A 25152-nucleotide genomic window follows, 5' to 3' on the forward strand; every position below is an offset into this window, starting at 1 on the left:
CTGCTAAAAGGAAGGTTTAGTATGCAAACAAAAGCGATTCTGTCCCAGGCCGATGTCATCCAAGTGCTGGATGCCGCTCAACAAGAAGCCGATAGCAATGGTTGGGCGGTAACGGTCGCCGTCACCGATGATGGCGGCCACCTGTTGGCGCTACGCCGTTTAGATGGCGCGGCTCCCTTCAGCGCAGACGTTGCAACGCATAAAGCGCGCAGCGCAGCGCTCGGCCGTAAAGAGACCCAGGTATTCGAAGAGATGATTAACGGCGGCCGCACGGCGTTTGTGACGGCCCCGCTGCAAGGCCTGCTATCCGGCGGTGTGCCGATCACCCTGGACGGTTACGTTATCGGCGCTATCGGCATTTCGGGCGTAAAACCCGACCAGGACGTGCAGGTTGCTAAAGCAGGTGTTGCCGCAATTACGGGCTAAAGGCAGCTAATCAAGGCGCAGGCACACGAAAAAGCCCGGATCATTGATCCGGGCTTTTAGAATTCGTTCGGCTAATGCCGATATCGTTCACAATATAAATGCTTAATGGCGGACCGGACGAGACTCGAACTCGCGACCTCCGGCGTGACAGGCCGGCATTCTAACCGACTGAACTACCGGTCCACGTAAAGCATTTTTACTACAACCATCTTGATGCAAGCACCAACTAACATTTACAAGCGGTTCAGAGGCGCTTTTAAAGCTAGGCGATGGTGGGTGGTACTGGGTTCGAACCAGTGACCCCCAGCTTGTAAGGCTGGTGCTCTCCCAACTGAGCTAACCACCCATCAATTGATAACGCAGAGTATTAAGTGCTTATCAATTTATTACAGCGGTTATCGTGGCGGACCGGACGAGACTCGAACTCGCGACCTCCGGCGTGACAGGCCGGCATTCTAACCGACTGAACTACCGGTCCGAATAGCGATAACAACTTACTTCCATACGCAGTTACTGGCTTGATGTTGGCGGACCGGACGAGACTCGAACTCGCGACCTCCGGCGTGACAGGCCGGCATTCTAACCAACTGAACTACCGGTCCGCTGATACATCAATCAACACTGCTTCACGTTTCCAACCAACCACTTAATGGTGGGTGGTACTGGGTTCGAACCAGTGACCCCCAGCTTGTAAGGCTGGTGCTCTCCCAACTGAGCTAACCACCCGCTGGACACGTGGCGCTGCATTTTACACAAGGCTTTCAGGAAGTCAACATGCCGCGTTTAAAAGCGTATTAAAAATACTCAGCTTTAAACGAGCGCGTTGCTCTTGCTTTCAGCGTCTTGCCCATGAGCGCGGACGAAGGATGCCGCAACTTGGGTAGCTTCGTCAATCAAAACCGTTTGCGTCAGCCCAGAAATTCGCCGTGGCTTGAAATCGTGGTCGCCGTCGGTTAGCCATGCAAGCTGCGCATTGGCGGGCAGTTCATAGCCTGAGACGTCTTCTCGGCTGCCGAACGGGTCTCGTTCGCCCTGGGTTACCAACAGTGGGCATTGAATCGCGGGCCAGTGGGACAGGCGCAGCTTGTCGGGCGATTTAGGCGGGTGAAATGGGTACCCAGCCACGATGACGCCAGGGCATGGCTGCTGACTGGCTAACAGCGTTGCCACACGACCGCCCATTGATTTTCCACCGACCCACAGCGGGCTATCGAATAAACTGTTTAGCAATGCGTACCATTCGGAAAAGTGCTCAAGCGACTGGGCGATGGGCGGCGGTGGCCGACGCCTGCCGGTTGCCTGCATCTGCTGCATATAGGGGAAATCCATGCACAGCACTTGGACGCCCCGGCTCGCCAATGCGGCGACATATTGACGCATGAAAAGCGACTGCTGTCCGGCACCTGCGCCATGGGCAAATAGCAGTCGCCCGACCTTGGCCTCTCCGCTCACCGCCAGCGGGCCCATGCCCGGCACCATGAAACAGCCATTTGGCTGACGCGTAAGCACCTCTTTTAACGCCTCAGGAGGCACCTCGATATACTCAGAAAAAGCACAATGTGACACCTATCGCTCCTGATAATTCAGTCTTTAACCAATTGGTGTGTTCAGCTTAAGGCTCGGCTGCGCTAGAATCTTGTCTGGATCTTGACCTGCATCATCAAGCGGGTGGCCGCATCCGTGCAAAATGCCACGGGTTACCCCCTAACCGCGTTCGATGGGAACATGACATGAGCACAGCATTTGAACACCCGACCTACAACTACAAGGTGGTTCGGCAGTTCGCGATTATGACCGTTGTGTGGGGCATCGTAGGTATGACACTGGGTGTCATCCTCGCCTCACAGCTGGTTTGGCCGCAACTGAACCTTGGCCTGCCTTGGACTAGCTTTGGGCGCTTGCGTCCGTTGCACACTAACGCCGTTATTTTCGCCTTTGGCGGTTCGGCGCTGTTTGCCACCTCGTATTACGTTGTGCAGCGGACCTGTCAGACACGGCTATTCTCTGACAGGTTAGCGGCCTTTACGTTTTGGGGCTGGCAAGCCGTTATTATCTCAGCGGTCATATCGCTCCCCATGGGCTACACCACGACCAAGGAGTACGCTGAGCTGGAGTGGCCAATCAATATTTTGATTGCGATTGTCTGGATCAGCTATGCCATCGTGTTCCTGATGACGATCAAAAAACGCACCACGTCGCATATCTACGTGGCGAATTGGTTTTTTGCAGCGTTTATTTTGACCGTTGCGGTACTGCACATCGTTAACAACGCGGCCATTCCCGTCACGCCGATGTACTCCACCTCGATTTACGCGGGCGCGGTGGATGCCATGGTGCAGTGGTGGTACGGCCATAACGCGGTGGGCTTCTTCCTGACCGCAGGCTTTTTGGGCATGATGTACTACTTCGTGCCTAAACAGGCCGAGCGGCCAATCTATTCCTACCGCCTGTCAATTGTGCACTTCTGGGCCCTCATCATGATTTACATGTGGGCAGGCCCTCATCACTTGCACTATACCGCACTGCCTAACTGGGCCCAGTCGCTGGGCATGATCATGTCGATCATCCTGCTGGCGCCTTCCTGGGGCGGCATGATTAACGGCATGATGACCCTATCGGGCGCTTGGCATAAGCTGCGCACAGACCCGACGCTGCGCTTTTTGGTGGTGGCACTGTCGTTCTACGGCATGTCCACCTTTGAAGGCCCGATGATGGCAATTAAAACCGTCAACGCGCTGTCGCACTATACTGACTGGACCATTGGCCACGTTCACTCCGGGGCACTTGGCTGGGTAGCGATGATCACCATCGGTTCGATGTACCACCTGATCCCACGCCTGTTCGGGCGCACGGAAATGCACTCAGTCAATCTGATTGCCGTGCACTTCTGGTTGGCCACCATCGGCACCGTGCTGTACATCGCCTCCATGTGGGTCAACGGTATTTTGCAAGGCCTGATGTGGCGTGCGATCAACCCTGACGGCACCCTGATGTACACCTTTGTGGAAGCCGTTGAAGCCAGCGCACCGGGCTACTTTGTACGCCTAATCGGCGGTCTCTTCTGGGTCACCGGCATGCTGATCATGGCGTACAACGTCTACATGACCGTTCAGCGTCGTGAGGCCATCAGCCATCCAGCGCCACAAGCTGCTTAACACGGGGAAGTTGAGACCAATGAAACACGAGATTGTCGAAAAGAACGTTGGCCTGCTTGCCGTGTTGATCCTGGTTGCGATCAGCTTCGGCGGACTGGCAGAGGTCGTTCCGCTGTTTTTCCAGAAGCAGACCACCGAGCCCGTTGAAGGGCTAGAGCCGCTATCGGCGCTGGAACTGGAAGGCCGTGGCATCTATCGTCGTGAAGGCTGTGTGGGCTGTCACTCGCAAATGGTGCGCCCGTTCCGCGCGGAAACCGAGCGCTACGGCCACTACAACGTGGCGGGTGAGCAGGTTTACGAGCACAACTTTCTGTGGGGCTCCAAACGCACCGGGCCGGACCTGGCACGCGTTGGCGGCCGCTATAGCGACGACTGGCACCGTGCGCACCTGTATAACCCTCGCGATGTAGTGCCCGAGTCGATCATGCCAGCGTACCCCTGGCTGTTTGAAAACACCCTTGATGGTGAAGCCACTCCCCGTAAGATGCGTACGCTGCGTACGCTAGGAGTGCCCTACACCGACGAAGATATCGACAACGCTGCTGAAGAGGTGCGTGGCACCCAGGAAATTACGGCCCTGGTCGCCTACCTGCAACAGCTCGGAACCGTGTTAGAGGGCACTCGTTAAGCCATGGATACGGGAACTTTTCGCGGTCTCATTACGCTGATCTTGATTATTGCGTTTATCGGTATCGCCCTCTGGGCATACTCCAAACGCCGCAAGCCAGATTTCGACGAAGCGGCTAACCTGCCCTTTGCCGATGACGATGAGCAACCGACCAGTGACAAGCACGCTTCGCGTGAACGCGACAACGAAGCGCATTCCCGTGACGAGAGGGGAGATAAAAATATATGAATAACTTATGGGGTGACTCCCTATCCAGTTTCTGGAGCAGCTGGATCATCTTCATTACGCTGGGCACGATCGCGCTGAGCGTATGGATACTGCTTGCCAATCGCCGTACCGATAAAACGCCTGATGCAGAAGGCAATGTGGAAACCACCGGCCACGCCGCCGACGGTATCGAAGAGTATGATAACCCGCTGCCTAAATGGTGGTTCCAGCTGTTTGTCTTAACGGTCGTGTTTGCCCTGGGCTATCTTGTTCTCTACCCAGGCCTGGGTAACTACGCGGGGGTACTGGGCTGGTCGCAAGAGAGCCAGTGGGAGGAGGAAGTCGCTCAAGCCGAAGAGCGCTTTACGCCGATTTTCGCCCAGTATCAGGAAGTGCCTATTCCTGAACTTGCCGAAGACTCCGAGGCGATGCAGGTCGCTGAACGCATCTATCAAAACAACTGCGCGGTGTGCCACGGCTCCAATGCTCAGGGCGGCTACGGCTTCCCCAACCTGACCGACGATGATTGGCTGTACGGCGGGGAGCCCGAAAATATTCTTACCACGCTTCACAATGGGCGTAACGGCCTGATGCCCTCCTGGCAACAGCTGGGGCAGGAAAATATTGAGAACCTGACGCAATACGTTCTGTCTCTGTCTAATGAAGCGCATGACGAGGAGCGTGCCGAGCAGGGCGAAAGCACCTTTATGGCCGTGTGTGCCGCTTGTCATGGTCCTAACGCTATGGGTAACACGGCTATCGGGGCGCCTAACTTGACCGATGATATCTGGCTCTACCTGGCGCCCGGTCAAGAGGTAGGTGATTCGATACGTCAAACGCTGCGTAACGGGCGTAACGGCCACATGCCGGCCCAGGCGGCTTATATTGGTGAAGAGCGCGTTCATCTGGTCGCCGCCTATGTGTATAGCCTGCGCTTAGAGGATTAACTGACCGCTGGCTGAGAGAGTCAGCAACGCTAGCTAGGCAAGGGTGCGGCCCCAAACCGCACCCTTTATTTATTCACAACCCGATACAATATTAACCACATACCAAGACCGACCAAGACCGACCAAGACCGACTAAGCATCTCAATTAACTAAGCACCTAGCTTAACTGCACAATAGGGTGCCACCTCTCCTGCCTTTTGCGCCGGGAATGCCGCTATGGAAAAGATACCAAGCCAAGACGTCACGCCGAACCCGGTGGGTCACCACACCCCTGCAGGTGAAACGGTTAGCCAGGAAATGTACGCCAAACGACGCCACATTTACGTGCGCGAAATTAAAGGCGTGTTTCAAAAATTACGCCGTAGCGCTAACTGTTTGTTAATGCTGTTATTTTTTCTCTTGCCCTGGATTAACCTAGGCGACCGACCGCTGATCTTATTCGATTTACCCAATCGCGAATTCCATATCTTTACCGCCACGTTTTATCCCCAGGAGTTCATTCTGCTGTCGTGGCTGCTGATTATCTGCGCCTTTGGGCTGTTTTTTATTACCGTCTTCGCTGGCCGGGTCTGGTGTGGTTACACCTGCCCGCAAAGCGTGTGGACGTTCCTGTTCATTTGGCTTGAACACCGTATTGAAGGCTCGCGCAACCGGCGCATCAAGCTCGACAACCAGCCGATGAGCGCCGACAAAGCCTGGCGCAAAGGCGCCAAGCACAGCGCCTGGCTGCTGATCGCCTTGGCCACCGGCATTACCTTTGTGGGCTACTTCACCCCCATTCGTGGCTTAATCGCCGAACTACCCACCTTAGAGGCCCATGGCTGGTCTTACTTCTGGGTCGGCTTTTTCATGGTGTTTACTTACCTGAACGCAGGCTGGCTGCGCGAGCAGGTATGTATCTACATGTGCCCCTATGCGCGCTTTCAATCGGTCATGTTCGACCGTGATACGCTTATCGTCTCCTACGATGAGGCCCGCGGTGAGCCCCGCGGCCACCGTAAGAAAAGCCTTAGCCATGTCGAAGCACGCGCAGCAGGATACGGCGACTGTATCGACTGCGACCTGTGCGTACAGGTCTGCCCTACCGGCATCGATATCCGCGACGGCTTGCAGTATGAGTGCATTAGCTGCGCCGCCTGCATCGATGCCTGCGACAGCGTGATGGATAAAATGGGCTACCCGCGGGGCTTGGTGCGCTACACCACCGAAAAAGCCCTTGAAGGTAAAACAACCCGTATTATGCGCCCTCGCCTACTCGGCTACTTCGCGGCACTTTTGATGATGGTGGGCACTTTTGCCTGGGCCATCAACGACCGTATGCCGCTTAACTTTGACGCTGAGCGTGAGCGCACCCAGCTCTACCAAACGACCCGTGATGGCCAAATTAGCAATGTGTTTAGCCTGACTATTCGCAACCTTGATGACCAGGATCACAGTTACCAACTGAGTGTCTCCGGGCTGCCAAGCTTAACGCTGGATAGCGACACGATTAATGTGCCAGCAGGGGAGTCGCGTTTCGAAGCGGTTACCGTAACGGCCAACCCCGACGATATACAGCAACCCAGCCACCCCATTGTGTTCACGTTGCAGGCTCAGCAAGACGCGGATATTCGCATTGAGCGCGAGACTAGCTTCCTGGGCGATATTAGGAGATAAACGCTTATGCCATCCCCCGTGTTGAACCCTGGCGAAAAGGTAACCCCATGGTACAAGCAGTTTTGGCCGTGGTTTTTGCTCGGCATTCTGTTTTCTTCGATTATTGTTAGCACCGGTTTTGCGGTTATGTCGATCAAGAGTTTCGACGGCATGGTCGTTCAGGAAGATTATTACGAGCACGGCAAAGCCATCAATATGGTGCTGGCTAAGCAGGAGCAGGCGCGCGCACTGAACCTGAACGCCGATTTACGTCTTGACCCGCTTACCAGCGACATTGTGGTCGATTTAAGCGGCGATGCGCGCCCCGAAAAGCTCTATCTCGACCTGATCTTCCCCACCGAAGATGATCGCGACCAATCCTTCGTTCTTGAGCACGTTCGCGACGGTCGCTATATCACCCAAGGCCCCGACAACCTGCGCTACCGCTGGTACCTGCAGATTCAGCCTGCTTTGCAAGAGGCTGACTGGCGGCTTACCGGCGAGGCTACTTTTCCTAGTGAAAGCAGCGTCACGCTACTACCAGGAGGACGCCCAGCAAGCGAATGAGCAACGCCGCGACTGCCTCCCTTTGCTACCACTGCGGTAACCCGGTGCCCGCCGGGGCCCCTTGGACGATTACCCTGGATGAGCACACCCATCCGCTGTGCTGCCCCGGCTGTGAAGCGGTGGCCCATGCCATCGTTGATGGCGGCTTGGAGAGCTACTACCGCTACCGGACCGAACTTCCCGAACGCCCGGATGAGCGCCAAGCTGCCAAAGCGGACACCTGGTCGGTGTTTGACGACCCCGGTTTGCAAGAACAGTTTGTGCACCCCGACGGTGACGAAGGCAATGTAAAAACGACCCTCGCCATTGAGGGGATCACCTGTGCCGCCTGTGCCTGGCTGATCGAGCACCGCCTAAATGCCCTTGAGGGCGTTACGTCCAGCGCGGTGAATTTAACTCACCACCGCCTGCGCGTAAGCTGGGACCCGCAGCAGTTGAAGCTATCGCAACTGCTGGCTGAGCTGGCCGCCATTGGCTACGACGCCCAGCCCTACGAGCCCGATCAGGCTCAGGCGCGTATGCAGCATGAGGAACGCATGACCGTGCGGCGGCTGATCATCGCCGCGGTCGGCATGATGCAGGTGATGATGTTCTCGATCCCGATCTATGTGTCCGGCCCCGGTGAGATCAGCGACGACTTCTACGCGCTGTTTCACTGGCTGTCTTTTGCGCTAGCAACGCCGGTGGTATTTTTCTCAGCACAGCCGTTTTTCCGCAATGCCCTGCGCGATTTCCGCACGGGCGTACTGGGCATGGATGTGCCGGTGTCGCTGGCAGTTGGTGGCGCTTATCTTGCCAGCAGCTACGCGGTGCTGTTTAACGTCGGCGAGGTGTATTTTGACTCGGTGGCCATGTTTACCTTCTTTTTACTCTTTGGCCGCTACGTGGAAGGCCGCGCCCGACGCCGCAGCGGGCATAGCGGCAACGCGCTGAGCGGCGTGCTGCCGATTTCCGCGACGCGGCTGGAGCACGACCGCAGCGAGCGCATTCTGCCCGCCAGCGAGCTGAAACCCGGCGACCGGGTATTGATCAAGCCCGGCCACGGGGTGCCTGCCGACGGCGTGATTGAAGAGGGCGAATCGAGCCTGGATGAATCCATGCTGACCGGCGAGTACCTGCCGGTAACCCGCCATGTAGGCGATACGGTTACCGGCGGCAGCCAAAACATGGAAAATCCGCTAGTCGTCAGAGTAACCCACGCCGGGCGTGATGCCCGGGTGGCGGGTATTGTCGACCTTACCGATCGCGCCTTTGCCAGCCGCCCCAGGCTTGCCCAGATGGCGGCGCGTATGGCGCATTTATTCGTGCTGCGCCTGCTGGTGGTCACCGCCTGCGTTAGCGTCGCCTGGTGGTTTATCGACCCCTCGCGGATGCTCTGGGTGGTACTCTCCGTGCTGGTGGTGACCTGCCCCTGTGCGCTGGCGCTGGCCACCCCCGCGGCCCTAACCGCAGGGCATGGCCAGTTGCGCAAGCGCGGCGTGTTGATTACCCGCGCCGACGCCATAGAGTCGCTGTCCAATGTTACTCGGGTGATCTTTGATAAAACCGGCACCCTCACCCGCGGCGAAATGCAGCTCACTCAGACCCAGCCAGTGGGCGAATTATCCGCCGAGCGCGCCCAAGCGATTGCCGCCGCCTTGGAAGCCCACTCAGAACACCCTATTGCCCGCGCCTTTCGGCCCTTTAGGGATGCGACGCTGCAAGCGAAAGATATTCACAGCCACACCGGCCAAGGCCTTGAAGGCACCTTAAACGGCGCCCGCTGGCGGCTGGGCAAGCCTGAATTTGCCTCTGACGAGCCACTCAAGGCGCCCGCCAAAGGCCAGTGGCTGCTGCTTAGCGAAGACGGCACCCCCCGCGCCTGGTTCGGCCTGCACGACGGCGTGCGTGATGATGCCGCGGCCACCATCACGGCACTCCAAGCCAAGGGCTTAACCGTTGAGCTGCTTTCTGGCGATACCGTAGACGCGGTGGAAAGCCTGGCTAACCAGCTCAACATCGCCACCTGGCATGCGGGCACCAGCCCGGAAGGCAAATTGGCCCGACTGCGCGAACTGCAGGCCGCCGGCGAAACCGTGGTGATGGTTGGCGACGGCATCAACGACGTGCCGGTGTTGGCGGGGGCCGATGTGGCCATTGCCATGAACGGTGCCACTGATCTGGCTCGCACCCGCGCCGATGCGGTACTGCTCAGCCCACGGCTAATGCGGATTTTTGAGGCCATCGAGATTTCCCGCGCGACCCGGCGTATCATGCGCCAGAACATGATGTGGTCGGTGTGCTATAACGTTTCGGCGCTGCCGCTGGCGGCGATGGGCCTGGTACCGCCCTGGTTAGCCGCAATTGGCATGTCGCTTAGCTCGCTGGTAGTGGTGGGTAATGCCCTGCGGCTGTCACGCTGGCGCAGCCAGCCAACCACATCGCTGAGTGCTCCACGACCGGTGACCGCATGACGATTCTGTATCTGCTTATTCCGCTTTCGCTGATGCTGCTTGGCCTCGCTGTTTGGGCATTTTTCTGGGCGGTCAAAAACGATCAGTTCGACGACTTAGAAGGCCCCGCGCACCGCATTTTGTTTGACGAGGATGACAACGATTTGAGCTTGGAACAGCGCCAACAACGACAGCAAGCCAAGCAAAAACCAGCCCCTCGGTCAGATGCTGACACACCCGACGACCAAGAGCCTCGGCAATGAACCCCACCGGTCTCGACCTACCGCCACTCTTGGCGGCGTTTGTGTTTGGCTTGATGGGCGGCGCCCACTGTATCGGCATGTGCGGCGGCATTATGAGCGCGCTTACCTTTGCAGTGCCCCCCAGTATGCGCCATCCGGCACGTATGGGCGGCCTGCTGCTCAGCTACAATGCAGGTCGTATTATCAGCTATATGAGCGCAGGCGCGCTGGTGGCACTGCTGGGTACGCTGTTTTCGCTTTCCGCCACGGCGCGATTGATACTTCAGGTGTTTGCCGCGCTGATGCTAATCCTGATGGCGCTGTATATCGCCAACTGGTGGAAAGGCTTGCTCAAGGTCGAAGCGGTGGGCCGCCGCCTATGGCGCCTTATTGAGCCCGTGGGCAGGCGCTTGATGCCCGTGGTGCATATTCCCCAGGCTTTCGCGCTGGGCACACTGTGGGGCTGGCTGCCCTGTGGGCTGGTCTACTCCATGCTGGCTTGGAGCCTGGCGATTGCCGACCCGCTGCAGGGCGCCCTGCTAATGGGCGCCTTTGGGCTGGGTACCCTACCGGCGCTACTGGCCACGGGCCTTGCCGCGCGCCAGCTCAGCCATTTGATTCGTCACCCGGCGACACGCAGCGTGGCAGCGGTGACGATTATCGCTTTTGCGCTGTGGCAACTTTGGACGCTCACGGCGCACAACCTCTCATAGCATGACGTGGCTCAACGTTTGTAGCGGGCGCTAGGATTAGGCTAGCGGCATTTCCTAACGTTGGAGCGCCCTTCATGCCCGTTCATGCCCCCGCTGCCGTGCCTATTGCACCCGCTGCTGTCGCAGCCCCCATGCAGCCTGTGTGGGATGAAGCGTTACTGCGCCGCTACGACACCAGCGGCCCACGCTACACCTCCTACCCCACGGCGCTGTCGTTTCACGACCAATTTACCCCTAGCGACCTGACCCAGGCGCTGGAGCGTAGCAATGCCAGCCATCGCTCGCTGTCGATTTATGTCCACATACCCTTCTGCCGCAAGATCTGCTTCTACTGCGCGTGCAACAAGATTGCCACCAAAAATACGGCGCTGGCGGAGCCCTATTTAGCCCGGCTCGACCGTGAAATGGTGCTGACCGCGCGCCACTTGGATACGTCTCGACCGGTCGAACAGCTGCATTGGGGCGGTGGTACGCCGACCTTTCTCAGCTTAAACCAGATGGGCGATCTGATTGATCGTTTGGATGCGCGCTTTGGCCTTTCGTCCGCGGCTGATCGCGACTATGCGATTGAAATAGATCCCCGCGAAGCGGATGTGTTTACCCTGCGCCATCTTCAGTCGCTGGGCTTTAACCGCATTAGCCTCGGCGTTCAGGATTTAAGCCCGCTGGTACAGAAAGCCATTAACCGCATTCAGCCGCGGGTACTCACCGAAACGCTCATGGATGAGGCCCATCGCCTGGGCTTTCGCTCGCTCAATCTCGATCTCATTTATGGCCTGCCGTTTCAAACCCAAAAGAGCTTCGCGGATACCCTGCGTAAAGTCATTGAGCTAAACCCGGCGCGCCTGTCAGTATTCAACTACGCCCACATGCCCGAGCGCTTTGCCCCCCAGCGGCGTATCAACGTCGATGACTTGCCGGGCGGTGAAGAGAAGCTGGCGATTCTGCGAACCACCATTGAAATGCTCACCGCAGCAGGCTACGTGCATATCGGGATGGACCACTTTGCCCGGCCCGACGACAGCCTGGTGGTTGCCCAGCGCGAAGGCTCGCTGCAGCGGAACTTTCAAGGCTACTCAAGCCACGCCCAGTGCGACTTGGTCGGGCTTGGCGTTTCGGCCATCTCCTGCATCAACGATGTCTATGCGCAGAACCCTAGCGACCTGGCCCGCTACGAGGCAGCGCTGGATCAGGGCCAACTGGCAACGGTACGTGGCGTGCGCTTGAGTAGTGACGACCTTATCCGCCGGGACGTCATCGAGCGGCTAATGTGCGATATGCGCATTGATCTGGCCGCCGTTAGCCAACGCTGGAACATCGATGCCCCCCGCTACTTTGCACCCGCGCTTGAACGCCTGGCGGTTGCCGAGCAGGATGGCCTGCTGACCCGCAGCGGCGATCAGCTTAACGCCACCCCCATGGGGCGGCTGCTGATTCGCCATCTCGCCATGGCGTTTGACACTCATCTACCTGGGCAAACGGGGCAGCGCTATTCTAAGATTGTTTAATGACCTTTAGGCAGGCATGCTGAAGCGACTATAATAAGTAAGGTTTTACTAATTGATAAGCGTAACCCACTCAAGGAGCAATGCATGCTGGAACCCATGAGCCGTCGGCGCTCACTACTCCACGAAGCACGCTGCCAAACCTGCAGCCTCAGCTCACTGTGCCTGCCGCTTGCCCTTGAGATGGACGATATGGGGCAGTTCGACGCGATTATTCGTCGCCGGGCGCCGCTCAAAAAAGGCGAGCCGCTGTTTCGCCAAGGGGATACCTTTACCAGCGTTTACGCGGTGCGTTCGGGCAGTTTGAAGCAGGTCACCGCCGAAGGTAATGGCAGCGAGCAGCTGACCAATTTCTATTTACCCAGTGAGTTAGTCGGGTTGGATGGCATTGACGAAGAGCAGTACCCTGGCAGCGTGATCGCCTTGGAGACGACTACCATTTGTGAGATCCCTTTCGATCGCCTGGATTTACTCTCCGAGGAGCTACCCGAGCTGCGCGTCCAGCTGTATCGCAGCATGAGCAAAGAGTTGCGCGATGACCGGCGCATGATGCGTTTGCTGTCGCGTAAAACCGCCGACCAGCGGCTGGCAAGCTTTCTGATTACGCTATCGGACCGTTTTCGTCGCCGGGGCTACTCGCCCTATAGCTTTCGCCTTTCCATGCCCAGGGCCGATATCGGCAACTACCTGGGCCTGGCGGTAGAAACCGTCAGCCGTATTTTAAGCCGCTTTCAGCAGCAGAACGTGGTGGCGGTTTCGGGTCGTGAGGTCAATATCCTCGATATGCCGCGCTTGATTACCCTTGCCGAAGAGGAAGAGCAAACGGCTAGCTGACGTTAAACGCCTGGATACGCCCGGCCAATAGCGCTGCCTGCTTGGCTTCCAACCCTGCAAAATCGAACAGTTGACGGTCAGCAAGCTGCGAAGGTGCGATATTGGTGACGGCTTTAAACATGCTTTCCAAACGGCCGGGGAACTTTTTATCCCACTCGGCGAGCATGTCTTTGACTACCTGACGCTGCATATTGGGCTGCGAACCGCATAGATTGCAGGGAATAATCGGGAATTCCATCAGCCGCGAAAACGCGGCAATATCGGCCTCCTTGCAGTAAGCCAATGGCCGAATAACGATATGCTTGCCATCGTCGGATAGCAGTTTGGGCGGCATCGCTTTCAGGTTGCCGCCGAAGAACATATTCAGAAACAGCGTTTCCAGAATATCTTCACGATGATGGCCCAGGGCAATCTTATTGGCGCCAATCTCCTCGGCAAAACCGTAAAGCGAGCCGCGCCTTAGCCGTGAACAGAGCGCGCAGGTGGTTTTGCCTTCCGGGGTTTTCTCCTTCACCACCGAGTAGGTGTCGCGCTCGACAATATGGTACTCCACACCCTGCTTATCCAGATATTCCGGCAGCACGTGTTCGGGAAAGCCCGGCTGCTTTTGGTCTAAATTGACCGCCACCAGGGAAAAGTTGACCGGCGCGTTGCGCTGCAAATTGCGCAGGATCTCCAGCATGGTATAGCTGTCCTTGCCGCCGGAAAGGCACACCATCACCCGATCGCCCTCATTGATCATCTGGTAATCAATAATCGCATTGCCCACTTCTCGGCGCAGGCGCTTTTGCAGCTTGTTAAAGTCGCGCTTTTGCTTAGCAGCCAACGCTGGCTGGTCGTGCTCAGCGTCGGCAGGGGCGGATAACGTCGTTTCAAAATCAGCGGGGGCAAAATGATCAAGCGATTGCATGGTATAGGCACTGCCGAGAAGATGGTGAGGTGAGAAACGCTAGAGAGCAAAATTAACGTTTATTCTAACAATACTCACCGCCTGACCCAACTAGGGGCTGCCCCAAACCTATGCGGCACTTATTCATCACTATGCTGTTCGGCCATAATGCGCTGTAAACGCATATACAAGAGTGCGCTGGAGGTTGCCTCACCGAGCACACTCTGGCCTCCGATGGTGGGTACTTGCCAGCATGCCAGCGCCTGGGCAAACGTGTTCGGCGCCTCCAGTACCGGGCGCAGGCGACGTAGCTGGCGCTGGTGCAGTTTTGCCACATCGACCTGGGCATTAGGCAAGGCGAAGCTCAAGCGCTGGCGAAGGAGTGTATTGAGCGCCCCAATTCGCTGCGTTAATTGCCACCCCACAATGGGTCGATTGCCGATAAATTCCACTAGCGCGCTTAAGCTATCGCTGCTTGGGTCGGTTACTTCCCCCGCCTGACACAGCATGTGATGGCGTCGTAGCGAAGCGCTGTCGGGCTGATCAGCCCTGCCTAGCGTCGCCACAAAGGCGCGGCTGGTACGTACCTGCTGTTGACTCAGCACGACCGCCGCCACACTGATGACTGACGACGACGCCATGGGCGTTTCATAGCAGGCCAGCGCGACAAGCTCATCGCCCATATAAGGCTGAAATAGCCACGCATAGGGCGAATCAGCACAGCGGCGCCGATCGCTTTCACGGCGCAGCACCGTCCGCAAGGAGCCGCTAAATAGCGCCACGTGCCTGTCCAATATCCCTATTCCACTCACGAATACTCCAGATGGTAACGATGGGAAAGCCGCTGTTTGAAGTCTTTGACAATGTGCAGCGCCTCGCGCAGTAGGTCACGCTCAAGCGAAGAGAGGTTTTGCACCACCACGCGGTTTGCGCGGCTGCTCTGCTGAGAGTCGGTTTCTTGCCCGTTGTTTGTCGTCTCCAACATGGCAAGCTGCTGCTTAAGGCGCAGTTCGGTGAAAAGTGCCAGGGCCTCGCCCAGGTCATCGGCAAAGCGGCGATCCAAACGACCGTCGGCGGCCAGCGCGTCTAAGCGGTCAAACGTCGAGGTGGCGCTAATGCGCCGTTCAAGCGCCATGGTGCGCACGCCGTGAACAATCGGGAAAATGCCGCCTTTTTTGATATCGATGCCGTGTTGAGGCTTTTTCAGCGAGCCAAACAGCGTCAGCGGCGTTGAAAAGCGTAGTGCCGTACGAGCAAAGTAGGACAGCAGCAGCTCATCCCCTGAGCAGCGTTTAAACAGTTCCTCACGGACACTCTCCAGCAGGCTCGGGTTACCCGCCACGGCGTGGGCATCAAGCATTATCGCCAGTTTTAACAAGCTGTCGCCATCACGCTTGCTGGCCCATTTGGCTATATTGCCTTTCCACTGCGATACCGTGGCCACCCACTCAGGGTTCGATACCATAATATTGCCAGGGCATGGCGGGTAACCCAGCTGAATCAAGGTATCGGTTAGCGTTTGCATGTGGCTTTCCAGGTTGGGCCACTGGGTATCATCGGCGAGAATCAAGCCGTTATCTTGATCGGTTTTGAGAATTTGCTCGCCACGCCCCTCACTGCCCATGACCATCATGCAGCTCTGCTCGCGGTACTGCTCCTCAATGGTGAATTCCCAGGCTTTACTGATAATACGGCCATTCAGTGCGGCAAGCAGGTCCATCGCAAAGCGTAGCTTAACGCCCTGGGCCATCAGCGCTTTGACAAGCTCAGGCGTGCGCTGGCTAGCCGCCGAGAGCGCCTGCAAACTGGCCGCCTGCTCGACCTGCAAACTGACGACGTAGCTACGGCTTGAGAAGTAGCTGAGCACGTCAGTGAGCTCGACAACGCCTTTCAAGGCGTTGTCCTCCATCACCACCACTCGCTCAACTTTGTGCCGCGTCATCAGGACCAGCACTTCAAACAGGTATTGATCCGGCGCCACGGTCACCAGATTAAAATGCGCAATCTCATCCACCGGCGATGAAACGTCCCGGCCCTCCAACACCAAGCCATTGAGCAGATCGGTTTTGGTCACCATGCCCAGTCGGCCTTGAGTATCGACCAGCAGGCTATCGGCATGGCTTTCATTAAGTTGCTTCACAGCGCTGGCAATAGCGGTGGACGCTGCCACCCGCAACGGTTCACGCAAACACTCGCTCACCTTGGCCAACATAAAGCCCGCCATGGTGACGCCACCTTCGGCGCGTTTTTCGGTCAGCAAGCGCGCTTTATGCGCCAGCGACTGGCGGAAAAAATTGCTGAAATCAGGGTAGCGCTGACACAGCTGTTGGAACAGTGCTTTTGGTAACAAGTAGCACAGGCACTCCTGCTCTGCCTGAAAGCGATAGCGGCTTTTACCGTTTAAAATGCTGATCGCGCCAAACAGGTCTCCCGCCGTGTAGTGCCCGATGCGGGCGCTTGAGGACGGTAGCGTGGGGTCTAATTCCGCCACCTCACCGCTATGAATTAAAAAGACAAACTCACCCGCCTGCCCGGTCTCTAAAATAATTTCGTCGCGGTCGTAATAGGCAAGATCGATGCCACGGCGAATATGGTCACGCCCTTCATCGTCAAGAAGCGTAAACGGCAGTTGGGATAAATCCACATCAACCATTGTGCATGACCTCACTTAACTAATGGCGAATTAGCCACCGGCACTAAACACAGTGCTGATACGGCGAACAGGTGATAACGTCGATAGGGACAAACGGCTCACGGTTATGATGCAAAGCTAACGCTACGGGTATAAAGGATTCACTTCCCATCAGGCAAGTAGAACCTTGTTATACCTTTAGCTATGACGCCAAGGTCGAAGCGACGTTTGGCACACGACCAAAGTATCGATAGTGGCTAACCGCGGTTTCTCCAAAACACCATACCTGCAATTAAAGTAGCCAATAACCGCTTTTCTTTGCTCACTAGACTATTGTCCCATAGCGCTTTAAACGCCTACAAAATTCGCTTAAAACCCAATAAAAAACACTTATTTTCAAACACTTGCATATCAAAAAAATTACTTTTGGGGCTTATTGATACGAAAGTCTGGGATTTATTTTTTGGCGTTTATTGCCCAGTATTAACAACGAGTCATTTAGGGTAATCGCAGGTCACTAACTAACTCGACAGTTGATAGCGAATACCACTCTTAACGACTGAGTGGCCTTTGACGTGCGATTGCCCTGATGGGTCTCACGCTATTCCTCGTGAACTTTCCCACCCTTACAAATCACAAGTGGAGAGCAACACAATGGCAGATGACAAAAGCAATGCTGCTAAATACTGGAAAGCTAACGTCCGATTGATTGCCGGATGCCTGGTCGTTTGGGCATTTGTTTCTTACGGATGCGCTATCCTCTTTCGCCCTCTTCTGGCCGGTATCCCGGTTGGCGGAACGGATCTTGGCTTCTGGTTTGCGCAACAGGGCTCTATCTTAACCTTCATCGGTATCATCTTCTTCTACGCCTGGAAGATGAATAAACTCGATAAAAAATTTGGCCTTGAGGAGTAAGCCGGTATGAGCCAGTTTGCAATTAACTTACTGTTCGTCGGCGCCTCCTTTGCCCTGTATATCGGCATTGCGATCTGGGCGCGCGCCGGCTCAACGAAAGACTTCTATGTCGCCGGCGGCGGTGTTCACCCGATCACTAACGGGATGGCGACCGCCGCAGACTGGATGTCAGCAGCATCGTTTATCTCCATGGCCGGTTTGCTGGCCTCCGGTGGCTACGCCAACTCGACCTTCCTAATGGGCTGGACCGGTGGCTACGTTATCCTGGCGATGCTATTGGCCCCTTACCTGCGTAAGTTTGGTAAGTTCACCGTGCCCGATTTCATCGGTGACCGCTTCTACAGCAACACCGCTCGCCTGGTGGCGGTTGTGTGTTTGATTGTGGCTTCGGTGACCTACGTTATTGGCCAAATGACCGGTGCAGGCGTGGCGTTCTCACGCTTTCTTGAAGTCAGCAACACCTGGGGCATCTGGCTAGCGGCGCTGATCGTTTTCCTTTACGCCGTTTTCGGCGGCATGAAGGGCATCACCTATACCCAGGTCGCTCAGTACGTTGTGCTGATCATCGCTTACACCATTCCAGCGGTATTCATTGCCTTCCAGCTGACCGGCAACCCGATTCCGATGTTCGGCATGTTCAGTACGCATACTGAATCCGGCATACCGTTGTTGGAAAAACTTGATGATGTGGTCAATGCGCTTGGCTTCCGCGACTACACCGCGGATGTGGACAACAAACTCAACATGGTGCTGTTCACACTGTCGTTGATGGTGGGTACCGCCGGCCTTCCTCACGTTATCATTCGCTTCTTCACCGTGCCGAAAGTAGCCGACGCACGTTGGTCTGCTGGTTGGGCACTGGTGTTTATCGCCCTGCTCTACCTGACCGCGCCAGCCGTGGGTTCGATGGCACGCCTGAACTTGGCGACCACCGTGTATCCAGAGATGGCTGGTCAGGTTGAGAACTACGAAGAGGCCGCGCAAAACCCGATTCTGTACGAAGAGCGCCCAGACTGGGTACGCACCTGGGAAGAAACAGGCCTTATCAACTTCACTGATCTCAACAATGACGGCCGTATTCAGATGTATAATGACTCAGCCGACTTTTCTGATCGTGGCTGGGAAGGCAACGAGCTGACGGTAAATAACGATATCCTGGTGCTCGCCAACCCGGAAATTGCTAACCTGCCCAGTTGGGTGATTGGCTTGATCGCAGCAGGGGGTATCGCCGCGGCGCTGTCTACCGCGGCCGGTTTGCTACTCGCTATCTCGTCGGCGATCAGTCACGATTTGATCAAGACCATGATCAATCCCAAGATCACCGAAAAAGGCGAAATGCTGGCAGCGCGGATCTCCATGGGCGGCGCCATACTGCTGGCCACCTACTTGGGGCTTAATCCGCCCGGGTTTGCGGCACAGACAGTGGCATTGGCCTTTGGTATCGCCGGCGCCTCGCTGTTCCCGGCGCTGATGATGGGCATATTCTCCACGCGGATGAATAACTCAGGCGCGGTTGCCGGGATGCTGGCAGGCTTGCTGAGTACCTTGCTGTACATCTTCACCTTCCTGGGCTGGTTCTTCGTGCCGGACACCAATATGCTGGCTAACACCCCGGATAACTGGATCTTTGGCATCTCGCCGCTGTCCTTCGGTGCCGTGGGTGCGATGATCAACTTTGCCGTTGCTTTCGCAGTATGCAGCGTGACCAAAGCACCACCGCAGGAAATTCAGGATTTGGTGGAAAGCGTCCGCTTCCCCAAAGGGGCTGGCATAGCAGTCGATCACTAAGCCATACGCCTTCCTGACGTTATCGCTATAATGCGGTCACGTTTTGGAGTCGACCTCACCATCGGGCTTCCTCACGGAGGCCCGATGTTTTTTAGCGATGTCTTTTAAGTAAGGATAATTTATGATTTGGCATTTGATCGCCGCCGTGTTTGCGGGCCTTGCGGCCGCCGGGATAGGGCTAATACTGCGCAATTTGAGCGGCAAGCGGCTACCCAAGTGGATCGTGCCGGTGTGCGGCGCACTGGGCATGCTGGGCTATCAAATACAGGTGGAATACAGCTGGTTTGAACACAAGCAGGCGCAGTTGCCTGACAGCGCCACGGTCATTTCAACCGAGAGAAGTACCGCGATGTGGCGCCCGTGGACCGTTGCCTTCCCCATGACCACCAAGTTCAGCATGGTCGATAGTGACAATATTCGCATGCGCGAGCAGGATGGCGCCCGCTTAGCAGAATTTATCCTTTATCAGTTTGAGCGCCACCACACCGATATTTTGATAACCCAGCCATACTTGCTCAACTGTGAGAGCCGCGAATTGGTCCCCATGGATCAGGACTCTCGCGAGCCTATTCTTGAAGAAATACGCACACTGCGCGAGACATCACCGCTGCTGAACAACGTATGTAGCTCCTAAGCTGACCCTCCCCAATCAACATCAGCGGCGCCAACGGTCGTACACGGCCCTGTATTTCGCCTAGAATAAGGCCTTTTATAAACTGGCTAGATCAGTTGCACACTCGGTTGGGGAGAAAGGCATGTTTCACGGCGGGCTACTGGTCGCGGTATCGCTGCTTTATATTGCCGTTCTGTTCGGCATTGCCTGGTACGGCGACCGCCGCGCGCGCACCCACGGTGCCACCCGGCGACGCCCGATCATCTATAGCCTGGCGCTGGCCATTTACTGTACTACCTGGACATTTTATGGCGCCGTGGGCCAAGCAGCGACGGCGGGCTGGTCGTTTGCGAGTATCTTCGTCGGGCCGATATTAACGTTTTTACTTTTCTGGCCGGTACTGGCCAAAATGATCCGCGTGGCCAAGCACCAGAACGTTACGTCCATTGCCGATTTTATTGCTTCCCGCTACGGCAAAACCCAGTCACTGGCCGCTTTTGCCAGCTTAGTCGCCCTGGTTGGCACCCTGCCTTACATTGCGCTACAGCTAAAGGCGGTTTCGACGACCTTCAGCGTACTCACCGATGCCAGCGATGTGACCCATACGCCGCTGTTTGGTGATACAGCCTTCTATGTGGCCGTTGTCATGGCCATCTTCGCCATCCTGTTTGGCACCCGCCACACCGACGCCACCGAGCACCACGAGGGCTTAATCCACGCCGTGGCGTTTGAATCTTTGGTCAAGCTGCTGGCCTTTGTGGTGCTCGGCGCCTTTGTTACCTGGGGCATGTTTAACGGTTTGGGCGATTTAATCGGCAGCGCTGAAAGCCAACTTGAACTCCAGCGACAGCTCGCCAACCAGGATTTTGGCCAGAGCTTCTGGGCTCAGACGCTGCTGGCGATGCTGGCGATCCTGTGTCTGCCCCGCCAGTTTCACGTAGCAGTGGTCGAGAACATTCACCCCGATGACGCCAGCAAAGCGCGCTGGCTGTTTCCGCTGTATTTGCTAGCCATCGCGTTTTTTGTGGTGCCCTTGGCCGCGGCTGGCCTGCTGCTATTTTCCGAAAGCGGGGTGGAACCCGATACCTACGTGTTGGCGCTATCCATGGCCTCGGGCCACCAGTGGCTGATGCTGCTCACCTTTATCGGCGGCTTTTCCTCCGCCACCGGCATGGTCATCGTGGCCGCAGTGGCGGTGTCGATCATGATCTCCAACGAAATCGTTATCCCGGCGCTATTTCGCCTGCGCTGGTTTGACACCAAAGCGCGCGATTACGGCCGTTTAGTCCTGCGCGCACGCCGCTTAACCATTGTGGCCGTCTTGGCCATGGCCTACGGCTTCTACCGTTTGATTGCCGAGTTCACCTCACTAGCCTCCATCGGCATGCTGTCGTTTGCCGCCGCCGCCCAGTTTGCCCCGGCGCTGATTGGCGGGCTCTATTGGAAGCGCGGTAATCGACTCGGGGTGATCGTCGGCATGAATGCCGGCTTTGCCATCTGGGCCTATAGCCTGCTAATGCCCGCCATGATCAATGCCGGGGTGCTGCCGATAGGCTGGCTTGATGGCGGCCCGCTGGGGCTTAACTGGCTATCCCCCACGGCGCTGTTTGGCCTTAATATGGGGGATAGCTTTACCCATGGCGTGATGCTGTCACTCGGGGTCAATCTGTTCTGCTATATCTTTGTTTCTCAGGTCACCTCTCAGCGGGTCGTTGAGCGTATTCAAGCCTCGCTGTTCGTGGATAGCGTGGAAACCCGCCAAACGTCGGTCAATCGGCCCTGGACCGGGGCCACCACCGTCGGCGATTTAAAAGTCCTCTGCGAGCGCTTTCTGGGCGCGGGCCAGGTAGAACGCGCTTTTGAAGACTACGCCCGCCGGCTGGGCAAACCGCTCGACAACGGCACCCGCGCGTCGATCGATATTATCCAGTTTACCGAACGTTTTTTGGCCTCGGTGCTGGGGGCGTCGTCGGCGCGCATTGTGGTCAACTCGGCGCTTCAGGGGCGCGGTATCGGCATTTCGGACGTGATCTCGATTGTCGATGAAGCCTCCCAGGTATTGGAGTTCAACCGCGCCCTGCTGCAGGCCACCATCGAAAACATCAACCAGGGCATCAGCGTGGTTGACCAGAGCTTGCGGCTAGTGGTTTGGAACCAGCGCTACCTGGAACTGTTCCGCTTCCCTGACCATCTGATTCGCGTTGGCGCCCCTATTGATCGCATTTTCCGCTACAACGCCCACAACGGCGAATACGGGCCGGGTGACCCGGAAGAACACGTCCAACTGCTGCTCGACAATATTCGCGAGGGCCAGCCCCACCGCTACGTGCGCTACCGCCAGGATGGCAGCGTGTTGGAAGTGCAGGGCAACCCAATGCCTGGCGGCGGCTTTGTGTATACCTATCAGGATATTACCCAGCAAAAGCGTATCGAAGAGGCGCTGATTCGGTCGGAAAACAATATCCGTATCTACACCGACAACGTGCCCGCGTTAATTGCCTACTTCGATAAAGAGTGCCGTTATCTGTTTACCAACCGCGCCTACGAGCAGGCATTCAATATTGACCGCAACGCGGTGATTGGTCGCCGCTTTGAAGACGTGCTGCCGGTCAAGCAAGCGGAAGAGCGCACGCCCTGGGTAACGCGAGCGCTCAACGGCGAACGGGTCAGTTTTGAAGTCTCGATGCGGGTGAACGACGCCATGCGCTATATGCTGGTCACCTATACACCGCACTTTGGCGACAGCCAGGCGATCTTAGGCTTTTTTGCTCTCTATCAGGATATTACCGAGCGCCGCCAGGCTGAAATCGCCCTCAAAGAGACTAACGAGACCCTTGAGGAGCGCGTGCGCGAACGCACCCAGGCGCTTTCTGAAGCGAACGCAGCACTGCGTCAGGAGAACCGGGTGCGCGCCGAGGCGGAACTTGCCCTGCGCCAGGCCAAGCAGCTGGCCGAAGATGCCAACGCGTCTAAAACCCGCTTCCTGGCTGCGGCCAGCCACGACTTGCTGCAGCCGCTCAACGCCGCACGGCTATTTACCTCCGCGTTGATGCAAAACGTGACCACCACCGATACTCAGCGCATCGTCGGCCACATCGATAACTCGCTGCAGGCCGCCGAGGAGCTGCTGAGCACCCTGCTGGACATCTCCAAGCTGGACGCAGGCGCCTTAACACCGCGGCGTAGCCACTTTGCCCTGGCGGATATCATTCGCCCGCTACGCGCCGAGTTTGAGGTGATGGCAGACGATCGCGGGCTGGATTTAGACGTGGTACCCACCCAGCTGTGGGTCGACTCAGACCCCCAGATGCTGCGCCGCATTGTCCAGAACTTCTTATCCAACGCCATTCGCTACACCCAAGAGGGGCGCGTACTGCTGGGCTGTCGACGCCAGGGCAACTGGCTTTCGATTGAAGTGTGGGACAGCGGACCGGGTATTCCCGATTCCAAACTCAGCGAGATTTTCCAGGAATTCCGTCGTTTGGATCAGGTATCGCGGCATAAAGAGAGTGAGAAAGGCCTCGGGCTGGGTCTTTCCATTGCCGACCGTATGAGCCGGGTGCTGGAGCATCCCATCAAGGTCCGCTCGACGGTGGGCAAAGGCGCGGTGTTCTCGGTTAGCGTGCCGATTGTTGCCGCCAGCGAGGCGAGCAGTGCCGAGCAGGAGCCCCAGCGCCGGGGTAGCCATAAGCTTAGCGGCACCCGCATCATATGTATTGATAATGAAACGCTGATTTTGGAAGGCATGACCGCCATGTTAAGCGGCTGGGGGTGCGAGGTGTTTACCGCCACCAGCATTGGCGGGGCTAAATCAATTTTACGCAATATGGACGGCGACCCTGACGCTATCCTGGCCGACTACCACCTGGACAATGAAGTCACTGGCTTAATGGCTTTGGAAGCGCTCAGCGAGCGCTTTGAAGGGGCGGTGCCGGGGATTGTGATTACCGCCGACCGCACTGAAGCGGTGGCCGAAGAGATCAAACGGGCGGGCTATCAGCTACTGCTGAAGCCCGTAAAACCCGCGGCGCTGCGTGCGCTACTGACCCGCACCTTACAAGCCAATCGCGCCGCGGCGCGCTAGGCAAAAGGGGGTTAAGAAACGACTTTGGGCGGCTCGACTTCCAGTTTCTGCGCGGCAATCACCGCCTGGGTGCGCGAGTGAACGCCCAGTTTGCGCAGAATCGCGGTCACGTGGGCCTTGATGGTCGCTTCAGAAACGCTCAGTTCGTAAGCGATCTGTTTATTCAGCAGGCCTTCGGTGAGCATATTCAAAACGCGAAACTGCTGGGGCGTCAGTGAGGCAATCGCCTCGGCAAAGCGCGACTCCTCTTCGCTGGTTTCGTCCAGCACGTTGGCCAACGCCTCGGGCAGCCACACTTCGCCCTGCAGAATTTCGCCGACGGCCTCGGCGATCAGCTGTAGCGACGACGATTTAGGGATAAAACCCGAGGCGCCGTAGTCAATAGCACGGCGCACCACATAAGGCTCATCACTACCCGACACCACCGCCACGGGGATATCGGGCATCTGGCCGCGCAGTTGAATCAAACCAGAGAAGCCGTGGGCTCCCGGCATATGTAAATCCAGCAGGATCAAGTCGGCATCTGGGTGGCGATTCACCACCTCGGTGGTGGCTTCCATGGTGTCCGCTTCGACAATTTCCGCCTGGGGGGCCAACTGGCGTAACGCTTGGGTCAGCGCTGCACGAAACAGCGGGTGATCGTCAGCGACGATAAACTTATGAGCTACTGCCATGGATATTCCTCCGGTTCCTCGAGCAGCGGGGTTGTCTGCCGCCGCGACGCTAGGCTCTTACGGTTGTGAAGCATGGTACCCCATGGGCTTCATCATGCCCAAGCATCACATGCACAATTTATAATAGATAGTTCATACAAGTGAAACACGTATTTATCAATACGTATCTACCAACACGTACTTATAAACACAACCGTGCCGACCTACTCAGGTCGGCACGGTTTTCACTCGATAACAGGCTTTATTAGGCGAGACAGCCTAACGCG

Annotated in this window: 22 protein-coding genes and 5 tRNA genes; 17 read left to right on the plus strand and 10 right to left on the minus strand. The window is 56.9% G+C overall.

Going from position 1 to position 25152, the window contains the following annotated elements:
- Positions 1-21: 21 nt before the first annotated feature.
- A complete protein-coding gene (locus HVA01_RS11470) occupies positions 22-426 on the plus strand; it encodes a heme-binding protein (protein WP_146875554.1) in 405 nt (134 codons plus the stop codon).
- 106 nt (positions 427-532) lie between these two features.
- Here the strand turns inward: HVA01_RS11470 and HVA01_RS11475 are convergent.
- From HVA01_RS11475 to HVA01_RS11500, 6 genes are all read right to left on the minus strand, one after another.
- A tRNA-Asp gene (locus tag HVA01_RS11475) sits at positions 533-609 on the minus strand.
- A gap of 87 nt (positions 610-696) precedes the next feature.
- Positions 697-772: transfer RNA gene (locus tag HVA01_RS11480), tRNA-Val, on the minus strand.
- Between the two features lie 55 nt (positions 773-827).
- Positions 828-904, minus strand: a tRNA-Asp gene (locus HVA01_RS11485).
- A 47-nt stretch (positions 905-951) separates the two neighbouring features.
- Positions 952-1028 (minus strand) — tRNA-Asp (locus HVA01_RS11490).
- Positions 1029-1076: 48 nt separating this feature from the next.
- Positions 1077-1152, minus strand: a tRNA-Val gene (locus HVA01_RS11495).
- 84 nt (positions 1153-1236) lie between these two features.
- Positions 1237-1992 carry an alpha/beta fold hydrolase gene (locus HVA01_RS11500; RefSeq protein WP_246129590.1) on the minus strand — a complete coding sequence of 252 codons (756 nt, stop codon included), beginning with the start codon at positions 1990-1992 and terminating at the stop codon, positions 1237-1239.
- A gap of 164 nt (positions 1993-2156) precedes the next feature.
- On the opposite strand from HVA01_RS11500, the gene ccoN reads away from it, so the two are divergent.
- The 11 genes from ccoN to fnr all read left to right on the plus strand — a co-directional run bounded on the left by ccoN (position 2157) and on the right by fnr (position 13291).
- Positions 2157-3581 (plus strand): cytochrome-c oxidase, cbb3-type subunit I, encoded by a 1425-nt coding sequence (gene ccoN, locus HVA01_RS11505; RefSeq protein WP_146875555.1) that lies wholly within the window; start codon positions 2157-2159, stop codon positions 3579-3581.
- 19 nt (positions 3582-3600) lie between these two features.
- Positions 3601-4209 carry a cytochrome-c oxidase, cbb3-type subunit II gene (gene ccoO / locus HVA01_RS11510; protein WP_146875556.1) on the plus strand — a complete coding sequence of 203 codons (609 nt, stop codon included), beginning with the start codon at positions 3601-3603 and terminating at the stop codon, positions 4207-4209.
- Between the two features lie 3 nt (positions 4210-4212).
- Positions 4213-4437 (plus strand): cbb3-type cytochrome oxidase subunit 3, encoded by a 225-nt coding sequence (locus HVA01_RS11515; protein ID WP_146875557.1) that lies wholly within the window; start codon positions 4213-4215, stop codon positions 4435-4437.
- The gene (ccoP, locus tag HVA01_RS11520) at positions 4434-5363 is read left to right on the plus strand and encodes a cytochrome-c oxidase, cbb3-type subunit III (RefSeq protein WP_146875558.1); all 930 of its coding nucleotides are present in this window, start codon (positions 4434-4436) and stop codon (positions 5361-5363) included. Before HVA01_RS11515 ends, ccoP begins: the two co-directional genes overlap by 4 nt.
- Before the next feature lie 216 nt (positions 5364-5579).
- The gene (gene ccoG, locus HVA01_RS11525; protein WP_146875559.1) at positions 5580-7019 is read left to right on the plus strand and encodes a cytochrome c oxidase accessory protein CcoG; all 1440 of its coding nucleotides are present in this window, start codon (positions 5580-5582) and stop codon (positions 7017-7019) included.
- 6 nt (positions 7020-7025) lie between these two features.
- Complete coding sequence (locus tag HVA01_RS11530; protein ID WP_146875560.1) at positions 7026-7565, plus strand: FixH family protein; 540 nt, start codon at positions 7026-7028, stop codon at positions 7563-7565.
- Positions 7562-10018: a heavy metal translocating P-type ATPase gene (locus HVA01_RS11535; protein ID WP_146875561.1), complete on the plus strand. Its 2457-nt coding sequence runs from the start codon at positions 7562-7564 to the stop codon at positions 10016-10018. The genes HVA01_RS11530 and HVA01_RS11535 overlap by 4 nt, the downstream gene beginning before the upstream one ends.
- Complete coding sequence (ccoS, locus tag HVA01_RS11540) at positions 10015-10260, plus strand: cbb3-type cytochrome oxidase assembly protein CcoS (RefSeq protein WP_146875562.1); 246 nt, start codon at positions 10015-10017, stop codon at positions 10258-10260. Before HVA01_RS11535 ends, ccoS begins: the two co-directional genes overlap by 4 nt.
- A complete protein-coding gene (locus HVA01_RS11545) occupies positions 10257-10952 on the plus strand; it encodes a sulfite exporter TauE/SafE family protein (RefSeq protein ID WP_146875563.1) in 696 nt (231 codons plus the stop codon). Before ccoS ends, HVA01_RS11545 begins: the two co-directional genes overlap by 4 nt.
- 74 nt (positions 10953-11026) lie before the next feature.
- Positions 11027-12460 carry an oxygen-independent coproporphyrinogen III oxidase gene (gene hemN, locus HVA01_RS11550; RefSeq protein WP_146875564.1) on the plus strand — a complete coding sequence of 478 codons (1434 nt, stop codon included), beginning with the start codon at positions 11027-11029 and terminating at the stop codon, positions 12458-12460.
- 84 nt (positions 12461-12544) lie between these two features.
- A complete protein-coding gene (fnr, locus tag HVA01_RS11555) occupies positions 12545-13291 on the plus strand; it encodes a fumarate/nitrate reduction transcriptional regulator Fnr (RefSeq protein ID WP_146875565.1) in 747 nt (248 codons plus the stop codon).
- Here the strand turns inward: fnr and ttcA are convergent.
- From ttcA to HVA01_RS11570, 3 genes are all read right to left on the minus strand, one after another.
- Entirely contained in the window at positions 13284-14201 is a 918-nt protein-coding gene (ttcA, locus tag HVA01_RS11560; RefSeq protein WP_146875566.1) for a tRNA 2-thiocytidine(32) synthetase TtcA, read from the minus strand. The two genes, fnr and ttcA, sit on opposite strands and share 8 nt — an antisense overlap.
- Before the next feature lie 119 nt (positions 14202-14320).
- Positions 14321-14962: a 3'-5' exonuclease family protein gene (locus HVA01_RS11565; RefSeq protein ID WP_246129592.1), complete on the minus strand. Its 642-nt coding sequence runs from the start codon at positions 14960-14962 to the stop codon at positions 14321-14323.
- 26 nt (positions 14963-14988) lie between these two features.
- Positions 14989-16833 carry a DUF294 nucleotidyltransferase-like domain-containing protein gene (locus HVA01_RS11570; RefSeq protein WP_146875568.1) on the minus strand — a complete coding sequence of 615 codons (1845 nt, stop codon included), beginning with the start codon at positions 16831-16833 and terminating at the stop codon, positions 14989-14991.
- Positions 16834-17466: 633 nt separating this feature from the next.
- Here HVA01_RS11570 and HVA01_RS11575 point away from each other — a divergent pair.
- From HVA01_RS11575 to HVA01_RS11590, 4 genes are all read left to right on the plus strand, one after another.
- The gene (locus tag HVA01_RS11575; protein ID WP_146875569.1) at positions 17467-17727 is read left to right on the plus strand and encodes a DUF4212 domain-containing protein; all 261 of its coding nucleotides are present in this window, start codon (positions 17467-17469) and stop codon (positions 17725-17727) included.
- A gap of 6 nt (positions 17728-17733) precedes the next feature.
- Positions 17734-19515 carry a sodium:solute symporter family protein gene (locus HVA01_RS11580; protein WP_146875570.1) on the plus strand — a complete coding sequence of 594 codons (1782 nt, stop codon included), beginning with the start codon at positions 17734-17736 and terminating at the stop codon, positions 19513-19515.
- A 121-nt stretch (positions 19516-19636) separates the two neighbouring features.
- Positions 19637-20149: a hypothetical protein gene (locus HVA01_RS11585; protein ID WP_146875571.1), complete on the plus strand. Its 513-nt coding sequence runs from the start codon at positions 19637-19639 to the stop codon at positions 20147-20149.
- Between the two features lie 121 nt (positions 20150-20270).
- Complete coding sequence (locus HVA01_RS11590) at positions 20271-24212, plus strand: hybrid sensor histidine kinase/response regulator (RefSeq protein WP_146875572.1); 3942 nt, start codon at positions 20271-20273, stop codon at positions 24210-24212.
- 11 nt (positions 24213-24223) lie between these two features.
- Here the strand turns inward: HVA01_RS11590 and HVA01_RS11595 are convergent, their stop codons facing one another.
- Positions 24224-24886 carry a response regulator gene (locus tag HVA01_RS11595; protein WP_146875573.1) on the minus strand — a complete coding sequence of 221 codons (663 nt, stop codon included), beginning with the start codon at positions 24884-24886 and terminating at the stop codon, positions 24224-24226.
- On the opposite strand from HVA01_RS11595, the gene HVA01_RS17770 reads away from it, so the two are divergent.
- A complete protein-coding gene (locus HVA01_RS17770; RefSeq protein ID WP_022522133.1) occupies positions 24885-25010 on the plus strand; it encodes a hypothetical protein in 126 nt (41 codons plus the stop codon). The genes HVA01_RS11595 and HVA01_RS17770 overlap by 2 nt on opposite strands.
- Positions 25011-25152: the final 142 nt, after the last annotated feature.

Source organism: Halovibrio variabilis (assembly GCF_007991175.1).
Classification (GTDB): domain Bacteria; phylum Pseudomonadota; class Gammaproteobacteria; order Pseudomonadales; family Halomonadaceae; genus Vreelandella; species Vreelandella variabilis.